Consider the following 17,538-nt stretch of genomic DNA (forward strand, 5'->3'; position numbering starts at 1 on the left):
CCGACCCCGACCGCGGCGGTGGGCGGTGCGCGGCGCCGGGTTCAGGGCCCGTCGGCAGCGATGGTTGCCTCCCGCAGAGGTCCTTCGCACCGCACTATGCAGAAGACCGTGGGAGCGAGCTTGCTCGCGATTGCGGTCTCTGGATCGAAGCCGGCGGCTGGCAGCGGCCGTGTCGCGGCCAAGGCCGCTCCCACAGGGCCGCTCCCACGGGGATCGCGCCTGATCAGAGGGTCTCGGGCGGCGGGGCGTAGCCGGTGATCAGTTCCAGCAGTTCGGCCTCGTTATAGGGCTTGCCGAGGTAGTGGTTCACGCCGATCTCGCGCGCGTAGGCCTTGTGCTTTTCCGCCGTGCGCGAGGTGATCATGATGATGGGGATGGCCCTCGTGCGTGCGTCGGCACGCACGTTGCGCGTCAGGTCGAAGCCGTCCATGCGCGGCATTTCGATGTCCACCAGCATCACCGCCGGTTCGGTGTCGATCAGTTTTTCCAGCGCATCCACGCCGTCCTTCGCGGTCACGACGCGATAGCCCTCGCGTTCCAGCAGACGGCTGGTCACCTTGCGCACCGTCAGCGAGTCATCCACCACCATGATCAGCGGCGCCTCGACCGCCTGCGCCACCGGTGCCATCGTGCGCACCGGCTCGTCGGCCGAGGCCGCGCGCAGCAGTTCGCTGCGGTTGCGCGCGGCGATCGCCACCGGGTTGATGATCAGCGTCACCTCGCCGTCGGGCAGCACGGTGGCACCGGAAATGCCGACCAGCTTCGACAGCTGCGGGCCGACCGGCTTCACCACCACTTCTTGGTTGCCGCGCAGCGCGTCGACTTCCAGCGCCATGAATTCGTGGCCGCTGTTGATCAGCAGCGCCCAGCTGCCGGGCACCGGCTGGCTGTGACCGTCGCCGAGCAGACGCGGCAGGTACTGGTAGCGGTAGTGCGTGCCCAGCCAGTCCTGTCCGCCCGCCTCGCGCAGCGCCTCGCCGGCGTCGCCCTTCAGTTCGCGTGCGTGCTGCACCATCGACGACGGAATCGCGTAGGTCTTGCCGGCGCTGCTCACCAGCACCGATTGCGTCACCGCCAGCGTCATCGGCAGCGACAGCCGGAAACGTGTGCCGTGCCCGGTTTCGCTGGTGGTTTCGATGCGGCCGCCGAGCGCGGTGGTCGCGTTCTTCACCACGTCCATGCCGACACCGCGGCCGGCCAGCTCGGATACCGCCGCCGCGGTCGAGAAGCCCGGTTCGAAGATCAGCCCGGTCAGACGACGCTCGTCGACCACCTCGTCCGGCGCGATCAGGCCGCGCTCGATGCCGCGCGTACGGATGCGGTCGAAGGCGAGGCCGGCGCCGTCGTCGGCCAGTTCGATCACCACTTCGTTGGTCTGCTGCGTCAGCGTGATCACGATTTCGCCGGTTTCCGACTTGCCGGAGGCGGCGCGCGCCTCGCGCGACTCGATGCCGTGGGCCACCGCGTTGCGCAGCAGGTGTTCGATCGGGCCGGTCATCTGCTCAAGCACTTCGCGGTCAAGCTCGATCTGCGTGTTGCGCAGTTCGAGGTTCACCTTCTTGCCCAGCTCCTTCGCCGACTGCCGGGCGACCCGGTAGAGCCTGTCCTCCAGCGTCGAGAACGGCACCATGCGCACCGACATCAGCGCCTGCGACAGTTCGCGGTTGAGCCGCGCCTGCGACTGTATGGCCGTGTCGGCGGCGTCGAGGTTGCGCACCAGGTTGTACTGCACCGTGGTGACGTCGGACAGGCTTTCGGTCATCAGCCGCGACAGTTCCTGCAGCCGCGTGAAGCGGTCCATCTCCAGCGGGTCGAACTGTTCGTGGTGTGCTTCGGCCGCCGCCATGCGCGACTGCATCTGGCTTTCGGCGTGGATCTCGATTTCGCGCAACTGGCCGCGCAGGCGCTGCACGTTTTCGGTCAGGTCGTTCAGCGAGCCGCGCAGCGCGCGCAGTTCGCCCTCGATACGGGTGCGCGCGATGCTCATTTCGCCGGCTTCGTTCACGAAGCGGTCGACCATGTCGGAACGCACGCGCACGGTGGGCCGCTCGCGCACGGTGCCGGCCTCGTCATCGCCGGCCGCGGGCACCGCCTGGGTGCCGTCGGCGTCCGTGCTTGCGACTTCGTGCGGCTCGCCGGTTTCCCCGCGTTCCAGCCGGGCGACCAGTTCCTCGCAGCGGTCGTAGGCCATTTCGAGTTCGTCGAGCACGGCCGGGCGCTCGTCCGCACTGCAGGGCGCTTCGATCACGCCCTCCATGCTGTGCACCAGGTCACCGAAGCGCATGACGCCCGCCATGCGCGCGCTGCCCTTCAGCGTGTGCAACTGGCGGCGCAGCATGTCGGACGCGGACAGCTGCTCCGGCTGTTCGCGCCATGCGCGCAGTTCGTGGCCGATGTCGCGCAGCAGGTCGTGCGCTTCCTCGATGAAGATGGGCAGCAGCTGCGGGTCGATGTCGTCGGCGACACGCGGTGCGTCCGCGGTTTCGGCGGCGCTTCGCGGTGCCGGGCTGCGCAGGCTGTCGGCCGCGGTCGGCAGGTCGCTGGTCTGCGGCAGCACGTACTCGTCCGGCAGCGCCACCTTCTCGAAGCGCATGTCCTCGTCCGCCAGCGCTTGGTCGAGCGCGATGTCGTCTTCAGGGGCCGTCACGTCCGCTGCTGCTTCGTCGGGCGACAGGTCGAGCGCCGGCTCTTCGAGCAGCGGGACGTCCGCCGCGGGCAGTTCGGCGTCGACCTCTGCCGCCGTGTCGTCGTCGATCGCTTCGACTGCCGGTTCAGGCTCGGGCTGGGTGTTGCCGTCCGCGTCGAGGCCGCAGCGGAAGCCGTCGCGGTCGCTCAGTACCGAACGGGCGCCGCTTTCGGCCGGGGTGATTTCGTCGAGGTCGGCAGCGCCGACGTCCAGATCCGGTGTGGAAGGGATGTCGTGGCTGCCGGCTGGCAGTTCCAGCACCGGCAACTCGACGGCCGGGCGCGTGTGGAAGAACAGCGCGTCGAGCTGTTCGACCAGGGCTGGCGCAGCGTGCGCCTGACCCCCGTCGGCGATCGCGCCGACCTGGCTTTCGAGCGTGCTGGCGGCGGTGTTCAGCAGCGCCGACTCGTGGTCCGCCGGCGGCTCGCCGTGCGCTTCGCAGCGGCTCAGTGCGTGCTCGAGCGCCTTCGCCAGCGCGCTGATGTCGGGCTGGCCGACGGTCAGTGAAATGCCGCCCAGCGTGTGCGCGGCGATCAGGCTGTCCTGCGTCGGCAGCAGCGACGGGTTCACGTGCAGGCGGGCAAGTTCACGCCGCAGCGTGGCCAGATGGCCGCGCGCCTCGGCGACGAACAGGTCGAACAGCGTGCGGTCGGTGCCGGCGTCCAGAGCGAGGTCTTCGGCGTCGATGTCGGCCGTGATGTCGATCGCTTCCGGGCTGTCGATGACGGCCTCGACCTCGGTGGCGACGGGCAGGCCGAGGTCCAGATCGAGATCCAAGTCCGGGGCCGTCGCCTCGACCACATGCGGTGCGTCGTCCAGTTCGATGACACCGGCCGGCGTGTCGTCCTCGTCGAGGTTGAAATCGAGGTCCATGTCGAGCTCGATGTCGAGCGCGTTGTCGTCCGGCGCTGCGGCAGCCTCGATGGTGACCGGCGTGGCCGGGGCCGCTTCGCTGTCGTCCGGCTCGCCGCCGAACATCGCCGCGCAGGCGGGCGGCAGCCAGCCGTGCTCGGGCGTGACGGTGTTGCCGTCGGCCAGCTGTTCGACCCAGCCGGCGAACAGGTCGCGCGCGCGGTCGAGCAGGTCGAACAGTTCGGGCGTGCCATCGCGCTCGCTGGACAGCCAGCGGTTCATCACCTGCTCGATCGCGTAGGCGCTCTCGCCGAGGTCGCGCAGGCCGACCATGCGGCCGCTGCCCTTCAGCGTGTGGAAGCCACGGCGCAGCGCGGTCAGCAGCTCCTGGTTGTGCGGCGCCTGACGAGCGGCGGCGGTGCCGGAGGCGATGCTGTCGAGGACTTCGCGTGCCTCCTCGATGAAGATTTCGAGCAGTTCGGCATCGAATTCCTCCTGACTGGCTTCGGCCAGACGCACCGTGTCGGCCGACGGCGCCAGCGATTCGACCGGGGCTTCGGCCAGCGCCTGCACCGCGCCGGCCATCGCAGCGTCGCCGGCCTTCAGCGCCGCCAGCGCTTCGGTCACCCGCTTTTCCAGCTTTTCGTCAGCCAGCAGCTTGGCGTCCTGGCGGATGGTTTCGAGCGACTGCCGCAATTCGTCACGGGTGTGTTCGTCGGCGTCGCCGTGCGCCAGCCGGTCGAGCAGCTGGGTCGCCTCGTTGCGCCGCGCGGCCAGTTCCGACTCGACGCTGGCTTCGTCCGCCTCGGTCGGCACGTCGCCGGTCGCCGGTGCGCTGCCGCGCGGGTTCAGGATGGCATCAAGATCGGCCGGGCCGTACTGCAGCTTGTCCACGAAGAAGCCGAGGCCGGACAGCTGGTGCGCCAGCGCCTCGAATTCGCCTTCGGCGGCGACGTGGTCCGGTTGCGCCATGCGGGCGATCTGCTGCGCGCAGCGCCGCACCAGCGACACCGCGGCGTCCTGCCCCAGCATGTTCAGCGCGCCCTCCACCTGCTTCAGCGGCGCTGCCAGCGCAGCCAGTTCAGCAGCCTTGGCCGGATTGCGGAAATAGGCGTCGAGCTGCTGTTCGACCTCGGTCAGGCTGGCCAGGATTTCGCGCGCGACCTGACCCATGAACAGCCGCTCCTGGGCGCGGCGCGACATTTCGTCGAACAGCGGAATCTGCATCGCCGGCAGCGTTTCGCCGCGACGGGCGCGCGCCAGGCGGTCGATCAGCGTATCGACCTGGGCAGGCAGGTCGTCGCTCTGGGCGCGGCTGAACTGTTCGACCAGCGCGTCCATCACCAGCAGTGCGGTGGCGACTTCCATCGCCAGGTTTTCCTGGTGCTGCAGCGGATCGCGCCGCAGCCACTGACCGAGGTCGAGCAGTGCCGCGGCGAGCCGGGCGAGGTCGGGCTGACCGACGCGGGCCGCCGACGCGACCATGGATTCGCACTGTTCGTGGAACTGCGGCAGCGCCACGGCGGCGCCGGACGAGAAGCGCGTCCACGCTTCCTTGGCCTGACCGAGCGACTCGCGCAGTGCGGCCAGCGCCGGACGCAGCGCGGCGATGTCGTCGCGCGTCTCGGCGTCGGTGGCCAGCAGCGTGTCCAGCCGGTAGGTGTCGCGCACCGCGCGCAGTGCAGGCGTCGGGTGTTCGGCGGTGGCAATGAAGTACAGCGAGTCACGCATCAGCCGCTCGGCCACGCCGCGCGAGCCTTCGAGCAGGCGGCGCATCTGCACGTCGATGCGCGCGCACAGCCGCTTGATGAAGAAGTCGCTCTGGATGGCGCCCTGCGCCATGCCGTCGAACAGCGCGCCGGCCACCCACCAGAAGGCGCGCGTGGCGGGGGCGGTCTGCGTCTGTTCGATCGCGCCGACGGCCTGGCGCATCTGCAGCAGGCCGTCGCGGTCGTCGCGCAGGAAGCGCAGCAGGCCGCGTTCGAACTGGCTGCGCGCGCTGCGCAATGCGCGCGCGCGGTCCAGCGGCGACAGTGCGGCGGCGGCCGACGGTGCCGGCGGCGGGCGCAGCGTCAGATCGGGGAAGAACAGCTCCGACGGCGCCACCACGGCTTCGCCGCGCAGCGCCATCAGGTCGCGGTAGAGCGACATCAGCCGCATCGGCTGGTCGCTGCCGCCGGCCACCAGTTCGTCCAGGTGGGTGCGGATCGCGGCGATCGCGCGCTGCGCGACGGCACCGGCGGTGCCGGTGTCCGCCAGCCGGCCGCCGTGCCAGTCGGCCAGCGTCTGTTCGAGCGCGTCGCAGAAATGGGTCAGGCCATCGAGGCCGACGATGGCCAGTGCGCCGCGCGCCTGGTGCAGGTGGGTCTGGGCGAATTTCAGTGCTTCGGCGCCGCTGCCGTGCTGCCCGTCGCCGAGCGCTTCTGCGGCGCGGACGAGGGCAAGATCGATCTCGCCGCGGACCCAGATCAGCGGGCCCAGATCCTGTTCGCTGGTGGAGGTGTTCATACCTTGAAGCCCGCGACCGAGCCCTTGAGTTCAGCGGCGAGGTCCGCCAGCTGGCCGATGGACACCGCGGTCTGCTTGGTGCCGACCGTGGTCTGCTCCGTGATGCGCAGGATGCCCTGCATGCCCTGAGCCACCCGTGTGGCCTGTTCCGCCTGAACCTGGGCTGACGACGAAATGCGTTCGATTAGCTGCGCCAGTTCCGACGACACGGTCGAAATCTCGCCCAGTGCCTGACCGGCGGCGTCGGACAGGCGGGCCCCCTCGACCACGCCGCGGGTGGAATTTTCCATCGCCGCCACGGCATCCTGGGTGTCGGTCTGGATGGTGCGGACGATGGCGGCGATCTGCTTGGTCGCTTCGGCCGAGCGTTCGGCCAGCCGCTGCACTTCTTCCGCCACCACCGTGAAGCCGCGGCCGGCCTCGCCGGCGCTCGCCGCCTGGATGGCGGCGTTCAGCGCCAGCACGTTGGTCTGTTCGGTAATGTCGGAAATGAGTTCGACGATCTCGCCGATCTCCTGCGACGACTCGCCCAGCCGCTTGATGCGCTTCGACGTTTCCTGGATCTGCTCACGGATGTCGTTCATGCCGCGGATCGAGTTCGACACCGCGGTCGAGCCGTTCTGCGCGGCGGCCAGCGACTGCCGCGCCACCTGCGCCGAGCGGGTCGCCTCCTGCGACACCATATTCATCGACTGCGCCATCGCCAGCACCGACTGGCCGGATTCGGTCACCTCACGCGACTGCTTTTCCGCCGCCGTCAGCAACTGGGTCGAGATGCGCTGCGCGGTTTCCGATGCCTCGGTCACGCGGCCGGCGGCGTCGTTGATCCGCTTCACCAGCACCGACAGTTCCTCGATCGTGTAATTGACCGAGTCGGCGATGGCGCCGGTGATGTCTTCCGACACCGTGGCGCGCACGGTCAGGTCGCCGTCGGCGAGGTCGCCCATCTCGTTCATCAGCCGCAGGATGGCCTGCTGCGTCATGTCCTTCTCGCGCTTCGCTTCCTCGCGCGAACCTTCGGCCTGCAGCCGCTGTTCGTTCTGGTCCTCGTTGTAGGCGCGCACCATCAGGAACACGCTGATCAGGGCCAGCAGCACGCACAGCGCGCCGGCACCGGCCAGGGCCAGCCGCCCCTCGCGCTCGGTGACATAGCCGGCGCCCAGTTCGTCGGTCAGTTTCGACAGCGTCGCCGCCTCGGCGATCACCGCGGCACCGGCCTTGCGTGCGCCGGCCAGCGCCTCGGGTTTGCCGAGCTCACCGGCCAGCACGCCGAGCGGACCGTCGATGACGGCGCGCGCGCTGCTGAAGGTGTCGCGCGCCGCGCCTTCGGCCAGTGTCTCGATCTGCTGTGCGGCGTCGCGCAGCGCCGGCACGCTGCGGGCGAGCGTCGCCGGCGCGTCGGCCGCGGTCGCGTGCGCGCCGGCCTGCACCTGACTGAGCACGGTGGCGAAGCCGTGGAACAGGTTGCCGTCCTTGCCGGCCCGTGCGACGGCCGTCTGCGCTGCTGCCGCGGCCAGCGCCGGCGCCTGCTGGTCGAGTGCGCGGGCGGCGTCGCCGAGCGCGCGCAGCGCCTTTTCCTGCGCCAGCACGGCCGACACGTTCTGATCGAAGCCGGACCAGGCGGTGTCGAGCTGCTGCAGCGACCCTTGCACCGCACCGGAACTGGCCGGCACGTCGACACCGTCGATCTCGCCGCCCTGGGTGACGCGGTCGAGCAGCCGGAAAAAGGCGTCACGCGAGGCGGCCAGCTCCGCGAAGGCGGCCGATTCGCCGGCCAGCGCCTGGTGCGCCGACTTGGCCATGCTCTGGCTCAGCGTGCGCATCTGGCCGGCGGCCGACACGTAGCTCGCGTTGTAGCGGGTGATGCGCAAGTCCTGCCAGACCAGGAAGGCGGCGATCACGATGAAGAACAGGAACAGCGTACCGAGCACGCGCACCTGCTGTTCGAGCGGCAGGTGACCGATCAGCGGCAGGCGTCCGCGCAGGAAGCCGAGGGTGCCGCGTGGCGCGGTGGGGGCGCTGCTGCCGTCGGCGGGTCGGGCGGATTTCAGTCCTGGGATGTTCAGTGCCATCGGAGCTATTCCTGGAGGGCTGTTCGGTTCTTGGAGGACGGTGTGCTGTCAGCCTCTGTTGCAATCAGGCGGCGACGTCGAGGAAACGCGCGTCGGTATAGAGCTTGCGCGGATCGAAGCGGCGCCACAGCCGGCCCTGCGTATCGGAAAACTGCGTCGAAACCCAGGGCCGTGGATCCGCTGCCGCGTCGGCCGGTTCGAAATCGTCGAGTGCGCGCAGGCCGAGCACCCGCGACACCAGCAGCGCACTGTTGCAGCCGAACTTGGCGTGCGGCAGCAGCAGCCGGGCGTCGCCGGTCAGCGCGGTCGGTGCATTGCCCTGAAAGGCGGAAAAGTCGCTGACCGCGTACAGCACGCCGCGCACGTTGGCGACGCCGCGCAGCCAGCCGGTGGCCAGCGGCACCGGTGTCAGCGCCGGCACCGGCAGGATTTCGCCGGACTCGGCCAGATCGATCAGCCACAGCTCGGCGCCGGCCTGCAGGCCGAGCAGCGCGCGCGTGCCGGTGGCGCCGGAGGTGTCCGACAGCTTGCGGGCCAGTTCTTCCTGAAACTCGCGCAGCGAGAGCTTAGCCATCGTTGTTCGCCGCGCCGAGCTGGGTGATGCGGCCAAGCAGTTCTTCCAGATTGACCGGCTTGACCATGTAGTCGAGCGCACCCTGGCGCATGCCCCAGATGCGGTCGGTCGGCAGATCCTTGCTGGTGCACATGATCACCGGGATGTCGCGCGTGCTGTCGTCGCGGGTGATCGTGCGGGTGGCCTGGTAGCCGTTGATGCCGGGCATCACCACATCCATCAGGATGAGGTCGGGTTTCTCGGCCTTGGCCTTCTCGATGGCCTGTTCGCCGTTCTCGGCGATGATGACCTCGAAGCCCTTGCGGGTCAGGAAGTCGTTCAGAACATGGCGTTCGGTGGGCGAGTCGTCCACCACCATGATGCGCTTGATCGCCATCGTCGGCTCCGCGTTCGGTGGATACGGTGTAAGGCGTCTCAGTCAGCGCCGTTGCGCGCGTGACGCGACACCGCCTGCAGCAGGCTGTCCTTCGTGAAGGGCTTGGTGAGATATTCGTCCGAGCCGACCATCCGGCCGCGTGCGCGGTCGAACAGGCCGTCGCGTGACGAAAGCATCACGACGGGAGTAGCGGCAAAACGGGGGTTCTTCTTGATGAGCGCGCAGGTCTGGTAACCGTCGAGGCGCGGCATCATGATGTCGCAGAAGATGACCTGGGGGTGGTGGTCGCTGATTTTCGACAGGGCGTCGAAGCCATCCTCGGCCAGGACCACCTGATACCCGGCCTGGACCAGGAAGATTTCGGCACTGCGGCGTATGGTGTTGCTGTCGTCGATCACCATCACCTTGACGCCGGTATTGCCACCCGATTCAGCCAAGATGTTCTCCCCTGTTGTCCGCACGCCGTTCTGCCGCAGGACTGCGCGGCGACGGCATCCGGTTGGTCTTCATGAGGCGGATGCACCGGCCCGACAGGTCCGCAACCGATGCGTGTTTCAGATCTGGACCATCTCGAAATCGTCCTTGCGTGCACTGCACTCGGGACAGGTCCAGTTGGGCGGAACGTCCGCCCAGCGAGTACCGGGGGCGATGCCCTCTTCCGGCAGACCGGCGGCTTCGTCGTAGATGAAGCCGCAGATGAGACACATATAAGTCTGGAATTCGGCCGTGACAGTGGAACTCATGGCAGGTTGGTTTGTTAGAATCCGGTCGATATTACCGTAATTAACCATCTGTAACGACAATCCGGGCGCGCGCTTTATGGTCAATTCTGATGTGCGGGCGCATCCTCCGCTTGTCATGTGTTTTTCGGCGACCGACCCCACTGGCGGGGCCGGCATGCAGGCCGATCTGATGACGCTGTCGGCCCTGGGCTGCCATCCGCTGACGGTCGTGACGGCTGTCACGGTGCAGGACAGTGCAGGCGTCGAAGAGGTCGTGCCGATGGACGACGACCTGCTGGTCGATCAGGCGCGCGTGTTGCTCGCCGACATGCCGGTCGCGGCGTTCAAGATCGGCGTGATGGGCAGCATCGAGAACATCGCGGCCATTGCCGAAATCATTTCCGACTACCCCGACGTCCCGGTGGTGCTCGACCCGGTGCTGTCGTCCGGCCGTGGCGACGAGCTCGCCGACGAGGACATGGTGATCGCGCTGCAGGAACTGCTGCTGCCGCTGACCACCGTGCTGACGCCGAACAGTCTCGAAGCCCGTCGTCTGGCGCAGGCCGACGACGAGGATGACGACGACGGCGACGATTTCGCCGACGAGGACGAGGACGACGACATTGATGAGGACGACGACGGACGGCGCACCGTATCGCCGACGCTCGAACAGTGCGCGCGTCAGCTCATCGCCGCCGGCTGCGGCCACGTGCTGCTGACCGGCACGCACGAATCGACCACCCGCGTCGCCAACGTGCTGTACGGGCGCAATGGCGTCATCCGCCGCGACGAGTGGGACCGCCTGCCCGGCAGCTACCACGGTTCCGGCTGCACGCTGGCGTCGGCGCTCGCCGCCTGGCTGGCGCACGGCCTCGACGTCGGCGAGGCGGCGCACGCCGCGCAGGAGTACACATGGCGCACGCTGCAGGCCGGTTTCCGGCCGGGCATGGGCCAGCACCTGCCGGACCGCTTCTTCTTCCTGCGCGAACACAATGCCGCGACCGCCGATCGGGAGTCCGACGATGACGCGTAAGCCGCTGCGCGGCCTGTATGCGGTGACGCCGGAAGCGCTGAGCGGCGCCGCGCTGTACCGCGCGGCCGAAGCCGCCTGCGGCAACGGCGCGGTCGTGCTGCAATACCGCAACAAGTCCGCCGACGCGGCACGACGACGCGCTGACGCCGACGCGCTGCGCGCCATCACCACCGTCTGCGGCGCGCTGTTCGTCATCAACGACGACATCGAACTGGCCAAGGCCTGCGGCGCCGATGGCGTGCATGTCGGCCGCGACGACGGCGGCCCGGCGCTGGCGCGCAAGGCGCTCGGCAGCGATGCGCTGATCGGCGTGTCCTGTTACGACGACCCGGCGCTGGCCCGGGCCGCCGCACGCGACGGCGCCGATTACGTCGCCTTCGGCTCGATGTATGCGTCGAGCACCAAGCCCGCCGCACCGCCGGCCTCGATCAGCCGTTTCGTCGAAGTGGCCGACCTTGGCCTGCCGCGCTGCGCCATCGGCGGCATCACACTGGCGCGCGCGCCGGAACTGATCGCCGCCGGCGCCGATCTGCTGGCCGTGGTGTCCGACCTGTTCGACGCGCCCGACATCGCAGCGCGCGCCCGCGCCTACGCCAAGCTTTTCTGAAGGAATTCCCCATGAGCACCCGCAACGAACAACTTTTCGAACGCGCCCAGCGCAGCATTCCGGGCGGCGTCAATTCGCCGGTGCGCGCCTTCCGCTCGGTCGGCGGCACGCCGCGCTTCTTCACCCGCGGCCAGGGCAGCCGGTTGTGGGACGCCGACGGCGCGGAGTACATCGACTATGTCGGTTCCTGGGGCCCGGCCATCGTCGGCCACGCGCATCCGGAGGTGATCCGCGCAGTGCAGGAGGCGGCCGTCGGCGGCCTTTCGTTCGGCGCGCCGACCGAAGCCGAAATCGTGATGGCGGAAACGCTGTGCGCGCGTGTGCCGTCGATCGAACAGGTGCGCCTGGTCAGCTCCGGCACCGAGGCGACGATGAGCGCCATCCGGCTGGCGCGCGGCTTCACCGGCCGCGATGCCATCGTGAAATTCGAAGGCTGCTACCACGGTCACGCCGACAGCCTGCTGGTGAAAGCCGGCTCCGGCGCGCTCACCTTCGGCAACCCGAGTTCCGGCGGCGTGCCGGACGACTTCGCCAAGCACACGCTGGTGCTCGACTACAACGACGTGCAGCAGCTCGAAGACTGCTTCCGCAACCACGGCGACCGCATCGCCTGCGTCATCGTCGAGCCGGTGGTCGGCAACATGAACCTCATCGTGCCGAGCCGCGAGTTCATCGACGCGATGCGCGCGCTGTGCACGAAATACGGTTCGGTACTCATCTTCGACGAAGTGATGACCGGCTTCCGCGTCGGCCCGGTCGGCGCCCAGGGGCTGTTCGGCATCACGCCCGACCTGACCACGCTGGGCAAGGTGATCGGCGGCGGCATGCCGGTCGGCGCCTTCGGCGGCCGGCGCGACATCATGTCGGCCATCGCGCCGCTGGGCGCGGTGTACCAGGCCGGCACGCTGTCCGGCAACCCGGTCGCGGTGGCCGCCGGCCTGAAGACGCTGGAACTGATCAACGCTCCCGGCTTCCACGACCGCCTCGCTGCTCGCACCAGGCAGTTCTGCGACGGCCTGGTCGCCGCCGCGAAAGACGCCGGCGTCACCTTCTCCGCCCAGTCGGTCGGAGGCATGTTCGGCCTCTACTTCCGCGACGGCTGCCCTGCCAGCTACGCCGAAGTGATGCAGTCCGACCGCGAGCGCTTCAACCGCTTCTTCCACGCCATGCTGGACGCCGGCGTCTACCTCGCACCGTCGGCCTTCGAAGCCGGCTTCGTGTCGGGCGCGCACAGCGAGGACGATGTGGCGCAGACCGTGGCGCGGGCGAAGGCGGCGTTTGCGAAGGTGGCGTGACGGCGAGTGCGCGTCCCGCGGGACCGCCATGATCTCCAACGTCCTCACCATTGCCGGCACCGACCCCACTGGCGGGGCCGGCATACAGGCCGACCTCAAGACCTTTTCCGCGCTCGGTGCCTATGGCATGAGTGCGATCACTGCGGTGGTGGCGCAGAACACCTGCGGGGTGCGCAGCTTCGTGGCGCTGGAGCCGGATTTCGTCGGTGAACAGATCGACGCGGTGTTCGACGACGTGCGGGTCGATGCGGTGAAGGTGGGCATGATCGCCAATGCGGCGATCGCCCGCGTGGTGGCTGAGCGGCTGCGTCGGCATGCGCGCTGCCCGGTGGTGGTCGATCCGGTCATGGTGGCCAAGAGCGGCGACCATCTGCTGCTGCCGGATGCGGTGGCTGCGCTGCGCGACGAGCTGCTGCCGCTGGCTACGCTGATCACGCCCAATCTGCCGGAAGCCGCGGTGCTGCTCGACCGCCCGGCGCCGCAGACGCTGGACGACATGCGCGACATGCTGACCGCGCTGCGCGCGCTCGGACCGCGGTGGGTGCTGCTGAAGGGCGGCCATCTGCGCGCGCCGCACAGTACGGATCTGCTCGCCGGCCCGGACGTCGAACTAGCGCTGCCGGCCCAGCGCATCGTTACCACCCACGATCACGGTACCGGCTGCACGCTGGCCGCCGCTGCGGCAGCGCTGCTGCCGACCACGGATGTGGCGAGCGCGGTGCGCCAGGCGAAAGACTATCTGGGTGCCGCGCTGGCCGCCGCGGACCAGCTGGAGGTCGGCAGGGGGCGCGGTCCGGTGCACCACTTCCACGCACTGTGGAAATGACCGGTCACCTCACGCTTTGCCACGGCCGCAGCGCCGTTCCGTCTCCCTTGAATCCTGCGGCCTGGGTCTTGTGTCGGCCCTACAGCGTGCCGCACGGCTTGCGCCCCGACTTCGCCGCCAGCGCGTCGTACACCGGGTTGGGCAGCAGCCGCATCAACTTGGCGACGATGCCCATCTGCCACGGAATGACGGCATAGCTGCGTGGCCCGTCGATGAAGCGGGCGAAGCGTTCGGCGGCGTCGGCGGCTTCGAGCATGAAGGGCATCGGGTAGGGGTTTTTCTCGGTCATCGGCGTGTCGATGTAGCCGGGGCACAGCGTCTTCACCCGTACGCCGCTGCCGCGCAGTTCGACGCGCAGACTTTCCAGGTAGCTGATCGCCGCCGCCTTCGACGCGCTGTAGGCGCCGGCGCCGGGCAGGCCGCGGATACCGGCGACCGAGGCGACGCCCACCAGTGTCCCCGAACCACGCGCCTGCATCGGTTTCACGAAGGGTGCGAAGGTGCGTACCAGCCCGAGCACATTGATGTCGAACACCGCCTCGAACGCGGGCAGGTCTTCCTGTTCGCCGGTCAGCGTACCGACCGATACGCCGGCGTTGCCGATGACGACGTCGGGCACGCCGACGCGGGCGATGAAATCCTCCGCCGCGGCGCGCAGCGCGTCGGTGTCGCGCACGTCCGCGGCGTAATGGAGGTGCCGGCCCGGCAGGCTGGCCGTCACCTTTTCGAGCAGCTCAGCACGGCGCGCGACCAGACCCAGCGTCGCGCCCTGTGCCGCATAGTGGCGCGCCAGCGCCTCGCCGATGCCGGTCGATGCGCCGGTCAAAAAAACAACGGGTGCCACACGGGCACCCGTCGTCGTCGTCGAACCGTCCGGCTTCACTTCTTGCCGGCAGCGGCGCGCTCGGCGCGGGCGCGGTCGATCAGCGCGTCGAGGTTGGCGAGCATGCCGTCGAAGCTGTTGCCCAGCGCGATGTACTTGCCATCGACCACCAGCGCCGGCACGCCGGTTAGCTGGTAGGCGGCGCTCATCTGCTGTGCGCGCTGCACCTTGCCCGACACGGCGAAGGACTTGGCGGTGTCTTCGAACTTCTTGCCGTCGATGCCGTTCTTGCTCATCCACGTCGCGATGGTGCCGATGTCGTTGAAGGCCTGGCGATCCACGTGGATGGCGTCGAACACCTTGCCGTGCATGCGATCCAGTTCGCCCATGGTTTCCAGCGTGTAGTAGGTCTGCGCGCCGGCCACCCAGGACTGGCGGAAGATCGCCGGTACGCGCTTGAAGGTGACGTCGGCCGGCAGCTTGGCCAGCCACTTCTTCAGCGTCGGCTCGAGGTCGAAGCAGTGCGGGCAGCCGTACCAGAAGAACTCGATCACTTCGACCTTGTTGCCCGGCTCGGTGGACTGCGCCGGCTTGATTTCACGGTAGTCCTTGTCGGTCAGCGGCGCGGCGGTGGCGGTGCCGATGGACATGAAGCCGGCGACGGCCAGCGCGGCAAGGGCTTTGAATCCGAATTTCATGCTGTCTCCTTATTCTGAATCGACGTCATCGGACAATCGACGCGTCGATTCCGTTCTGTGCAAGGTCAGCGCGTACGCGCTGCATGTCTTCCGCGTTGGCGAAGGGGCCCAGGCGCACCCGGTACAGCGTGCCCTTGCCGGGCACCGTACCTTTCTGCACCGAAGATTCCAGACCGATCAACGCAAGACGGGCGCGCAGGTTGTCCGCTTCTTCTTCCGACGAGAAAGCGCCCGCCTGCAGCAGCAGCGACGCCGGCGGCTGTGCGGCTGCCGGTGGCTCCGCGGCAGGAGCCGGCTTTGCCTCCGGCGCGGCGGCCGGTGCCGGCGTGTTGCCGGGCAGGGTTTCGTAGAAGTCGAAGCGCGGCTTGGCGGGTGCCTTGTCGCCCGGCTTGCCCGGCAGTGCGGCTGGCTCGGCCGGTGGCTGTGCCGGCGGCGGTGCGCTGCCGCGGACCTGCAGCGGCAGCGACGAGCCGTTGATGTACCACATGACGCCGGCGCTCAGCACCACACCGAGCACCAGGCCGATGAAGATGCCTACCACGGTGCCGCCGCGGCTCTTGCGTGCAGACGATTTCTTCGCAGGGGCCTTGGCCATTTACATCGTTTCCGGGGCGGACACGCCGAGCAGGGCGAGGCCGTTGGCGATGACCTGCCGGGCGGCCGCTGCCAGTGCGAGGCGGGCTTCGCGCACGGCCAGATCGTCGACCAGCATGCGCGAGGCGTTGTAGAAGGCGTGGAAGTCGGACGCCACGTCGCGCAGGTAGAAGGCGACCGAGTGCGGGGCGCGGTCGGCGACCGCCGCCGTGATCACGTCCGGGAATTCGGCCAGGCGCTGTGCCAGCAGCAGTTCCTTCTCGCCGGACAGGCTGTCCACCGGCACGCCCTGCAGCAGCGACAGGTCAAGCGCATGGTTGGCCACCGCCTCGCGGATGACCGAACAGATGCGCGCGTGCGCGTACTGGATGTAATAGACCGGGTTGTCGTTCGATTCCGACTTGGCCAGATCGAGGTCGAAATCCAGGTGCTGGTCGCTCTTGCGCAGCACGTAGAAGAAGCGGGCGGCGTCGTTGCCGACCTCGGCGCGCAGATCGCGCAGCGTGACGAAGTCGCCCGAGCGCTTGCCCATGGCCGCCTTCTCGCCGCCGCGGTAGAGCACGGCGAACTGCACCAGCGCGATTTCGAGCTTGTCCGGGTTCTCGCCGAGTGCGGCGAGCGCACCCTTCACGCGCGGGATGTAGCCGTGGTGATCGGCGCCCCAGACGTCGATCACCAGATCGAAGCCGCGCGCGAATTTCTCGGCGTGGTAGGCGATGTCGGACGCGAAATACGTGTACGCGCCGTTGTCGCGGCGGACCACGCGGTCCTTCTCGTCACCGAAATGGGTGGAGCGAAACCACAGCGCGCCGTCCTGTTCGTAAATGTGGCCGGCGTCCTGCAGCCGTTTCACCGCGCGATCGACCGCGCCATTCGTGTGCAGCGACTGTTCCGAGTACCACACGTCGTAGTGCACGCGGAATTCGCCGAGGTCGTTGCGCTGGTCGGCCAGCATCGCGTCGAGCGCGAAGCGGTGCACCGTCCACCAGTCGTCGCCGAGCGATTTCTTGGCGGCGGCGATCAGCGCGTCAAGCATGGCGTCGGCGGTGTCGCCCGGCTGCGAAGCGTCGGGCAGGTCGCCGGTGTGGCGGTTGAGTCGTGTGCCTTGCTGGATGAACAGTTCGGCGCCGATGTCGCGCACGTAGTCACCGCGGTAGCCGTCGGCCGGGAATTTTACGGCGGTGCCCTGGGTTTCGAGATAGCGCAGCCATACCGACACGGCGAGGATGTCCATCTGGCGGCCGGCGTCGTTCACATAGAACTCGCGCGTCACCGCGTAGCCGGCGGCCTCCAGCAGATTGGACAGCGCCGAGCCATAGGCCGCGCCGCGGCCGTGACCGACGTGCAGCGGGCCCGTCGGATTGGCCGACACGAATTCGATCTGCACCTTCCGGCCGGCGCCGCTGTCCGAGCGGCCGTAGCGTTCGCGTTCGGCGAGGATGCGGCCGACGATGGCCTGCTTCACCGATGCGCTGAAGAAGAAGTTGATGAAGCCCGCGCCTGCCACCTCGGCACGCTCGATCACGTTGGATGGCGGCAGTTCGCGCACGATGCGTTCGGCGATCACGCGCGGGTTCTGCTTCAGCGCCTTGGCCAGCTGCAGCGCGACGTTGCAGGCGAGGTCGCCATGCGCGGCCTGCTTCGGGCGATCGAGGATGATGTCGGGCGCGGCGAGGTCAGGTGCCACGCTGGCGAGCGAGGCATGCAGCAGACGGGTCAGTTCCTGGCGCAGTTCGGGGGTCATGAATGGAACGAGGGCGCGAAGCGCAGAAGCATTTGAAGACCGCGAAGTATAACGCGAGCCCGTGGAGGCCCGCCGCGCGCGGCTTCCGGGGCGGCGGGCCTTCTTGTACAGTGCGCGCTCCCGCGCCG

Annotated in this window: 14 protein-coding genes; 4 read left to right on the top strand and 10 right to left on the bottom strand. The window is 68.7% G+C overall.

The features are described 5' to 3' along the window. Positions 1 to 223: 223 nt before the first annotated feature. The 6 genes from WDZ97_RS18245 to WDZ97_RS18270 form a co-directional block, all read right to left on the bottom strand. Complete coding sequence (locus WDZ97_RS18245) at positions 224 to 6,046, bottom strand: Hpt domain-containing protein (protein WP_425763706.1); 5,823 nt, start codon at positions 6,044 to 6,046, stop codon at positions 224 to 226. Continuing rightward, entirely contained in the window at positions 6,043 to 8,118 is a 2,076-nt protein-coding gene (locus tag WDZ97_RS18250; RefSeq protein WP_425763707.1) for a methyl-accepting chemotaxis protein, read from the bottom strand. The genes WDZ97_RS18245 and WDZ97_RS18250 overlap by 4 nt, the downstream gene beginning before the upstream one ends. A gap of 64 nt (positions 8,119 to 8,182) precedes the next feature. Beyond that, on the bottom strand, positions 8,183 to 8,692 hold the full coding sequence (locus WDZ97_RS18255; protein WP_304005713.1) for a chemotaxis protein CheW: 510 nt from the start codon (positions 8,690 to 8,692) through the stop codon (positions 8,183 to 8,185). Continuing rightward, a complete protein-coding gene (locus tag WDZ97_RS18260; protein WP_019916125.1) occupies positions 8,685 to 9,068 on the bottom strand; it encodes a response regulator in 384 nt (127 codons plus the stop codon). The genes WDZ97_RS18255 and WDZ97_RS18260 overlap by 8 nt, the downstream gene beginning before the upstream one ends. Positions 9,069 to 9,106: 38 nt before the next feature. Then, entirely contained in the window at positions 9,107 to 9,505 is a 399-nt protein-coding gene (locus WDZ97_RS18265) for a response regulator (RefSeq protein ID WP_020166340.1), read from the bottom strand. Between the two features lie 117 nt (positions 9,506 to 9,622). Then, positions 9,623 to 9,811, bottom strand: a complete 189-nt coding sequence (locus WDZ97_RS18270) for a rubredoxin (protein WP_020166339.1) — start codon at positions 9,809 to 9,811, stop codon at positions 9,623 to 9,625. 76 nt (positions 9,812 to 9,887) lie between these two features. Between WDZ97_RS18270 and thiD (WDZ97_RS18275) the strand changes: the two genes are divergently transcribed. Genes thiD (WDZ97_RS18275) through thiD (WDZ97_RS18290) form a run of 4 tightly spaced genes read left to right on the top strand, consistent with a single transcriptional unit; the run spans position 9,888 to position 13,551 of the window. Next, complete coding sequence (gene thiD, locus WDZ97_RS18275; protein ID WP_425763708.1) at positions 9,888 to 10,823, top strand: bifunctional hydroxymethylpyrimidine kinase/phosphomethylpyrimidine kinase; 936 nt, start codon at positions 9,888 to 9,890, stop codon at positions 10,821 to 10,823. Beyond that, a complete protein-coding gene (thiE, locus tag WDZ97_RS18280; RefSeq protein ID WP_425763709.1) occupies positions 10,813 to 11,430 on the top strand; it encodes a thiamine phosphate synthase in 618 nt (205 codons plus the stop codon). Before thiD (WDZ97_RS18275) ends, thiE begins: the two co-directional genes overlap by 11 nt. Positions 11,431 to 11,441: 11 nt before the next feature. After that, positions 11,442 to 12,725, top strand: a complete 1,284-nt coding sequence (hemL, locus tag WDZ97_RS18285) for a glutamate-1-semialdehyde 2,1-aminomutase (protein ID WP_425763710.1) — start codon at positions 11,442 to 11,444, stop codon at positions 12,723 to 12,725. Between the two features lie 28 nt (positions 12,726 to 12,753). Continuing rightward, positions 12,754 to 13,551: a bifunctional hydroxymethylpyrimidine kinase/phosphomethylpyrimidine kinase gene (gene thiD, locus WDZ97_RS18290; protein WP_425763711.1), complete on the top strand. Its 798-nt coding sequence runs from the start codon at positions 12,754 to 12,756 to the stop codon at positions 13,549 to 13,551. 79 nt (positions 13,552 to 13,630) lie between these two features. On the opposite strand, the gene WDZ97_RS18295 is transcribed toward thiD (WDZ97_RS18290), so the two are convergent. Genes WDZ97_RS18295 through argS form a run of 4 tightly spaced genes read right to left on the bottom strand, consistent with a single transcriptional unit; the run spans position 13,631 to position 17,410 of the window. After that, a complete protein-coding gene (locus WDZ97_RS18295) occupies positions 13,631 to 14,377 on the bottom strand; it encodes an SDR family oxidoreductase (RefSeq protein ID WP_425763712.1) in 747 nt (248 codons plus the stop codon). A 53-nt stretch (positions 14,378 to 14,430) separates the two neighbouring features. Further along, positions 14,431 to 15,072: a thiol:disulfide interchange protein DsbA/DsbL gene (locus WDZ97_RS18300; protein WP_304005695.1), complete on the bottom strand. Its 642-nt coding sequence runs from the start codon at positions 15,070 to 15,072 to the stop codon at positions 14,431 to 14,433. A 25-nt stretch (positions 15,073 to 15,097) separates the two neighbouring features. Continuing rightward, positions 15,098 to 15,667 (bottom strand): SPOR domain-containing protein, encoded by a 570-nt coding sequence (locus WDZ97_RS18305; protein ID WP_296813484.1) that lies wholly within the window; start codon positions 15,665 to 15,667, stop codon positions 15,098 to 15,100. Continuing rightward, the gene (gene argS, locus WDZ97_RS18310) at positions 15,668 to 17,410 is read right to left on the bottom strand and encodes an arginine--tRNA ligase (RefSeq protein ID WP_425763713.1); all 1,743 of its coding nucleotides are present in this window, start codon (positions 17,408 to 17,410) and stop codon (positions 15,668 to 15,670) included. Positions 17,411 to 17,538: the final 128 nt, after the last annotated feature.

Origin of the sequence: Methyloversatilis sp. MC4-4, assembly GCF_049843555.1 — a bacterium.
GTDB classification, from domain to species: Bacteria; Pseudomonadota; Gammaproteobacteria; order Burkholderiales; family Rhodocyclaceae; genus Methyloversatilis; species Methyloversatilis discipulorum_B.

Excerpts from the sequence above, each read along its gene's own strand:
- WDZ97_RS18245 (WP_425763706.1), bottom strand. The coding sequence starts at position 6,046 with ATGAACACCTCCACCAGCGAACAGGATCTGGGCCCGCTGATCTGGGTC.
- WDZ97_RS18250 (WP_425763707.1), bottom strand. The coding sequence starts at position 8,118 with ATGGCACTGAACATCCCAGGACTGAAATCCGCCCGACCCGCCGACGGC.
- WDZ97_RS18255 (WP_304005713.1), bottom strand. The coding sequence starts at position 8,692 with ATGGCTAAGCTCTCGCTGCGCGAGTTTCAGGAAGAACTGGCCCGCAAG.
- WDZ97_RS18260 (WP_019916125.1), bottom strand. The coding sequence starts at position 9,068 with ATGGCGATCAAGCGCATCATGGTGGTGGACGACTCGCCCACCGAACGC.
- WDZ97_RS18270 (WP_020166339.1), bottom strand. The coding sequence starts at position 9,811 with ATGAGTTCCACTGTCACGGCCGAATTCCAGACTTATATGTGTCTCATC.
- thiD (WP_425763708.1), top strand. The coding sequence starts at position 9,888 with ATGGTCAATTCTGATGTGCGGGCGCATCCTCCGCTTGTCATGTGTTTT.
- thiE (WP_425763709.1), top strand. The coding sequence starts at position 10,813 with ATGACGCGTAAGCCGCTGCGCGGCCTGTATGCGGTGACGCCGGAAGCG.
- hemL (WP_425763710.1), top strand. The coding sequence starts at position 11,442 with ATGAGCACCCGCAACGAACAACTTTTCGAACGCGCCCAGCGCAGCATT.
- thiD (WP_425763711.1), top strand. The coding sequence starts at position 12,754 with ATGATCTCCAACGTCCTCACCATTGCCGGCACCGACCCCACTGGCGGG.
- WDZ97_RS18300 (WP_304005695.1), bottom strand. The coding sequence starts at position 15,072 with ATGAAATTCGGATTCAAAGCCCTTGCCGCGCTGGCCGTCGCCGGCTTC.
- WDZ97_RS18305 (WP_296813484.1), bottom strand. The coding sequence starts at position 15,667 with ATGGCCAAGGCCCCTGCGAAGAAATCGTCTGCACGCAAGAGCCGCGGC.
- argS (WP_425763713.1), bottom strand. The coding sequence starts at position 17,410 with ATGACCCCCGAACTGCGCCAGGAACTGACCCGTCTGCTGCATGCCTCG.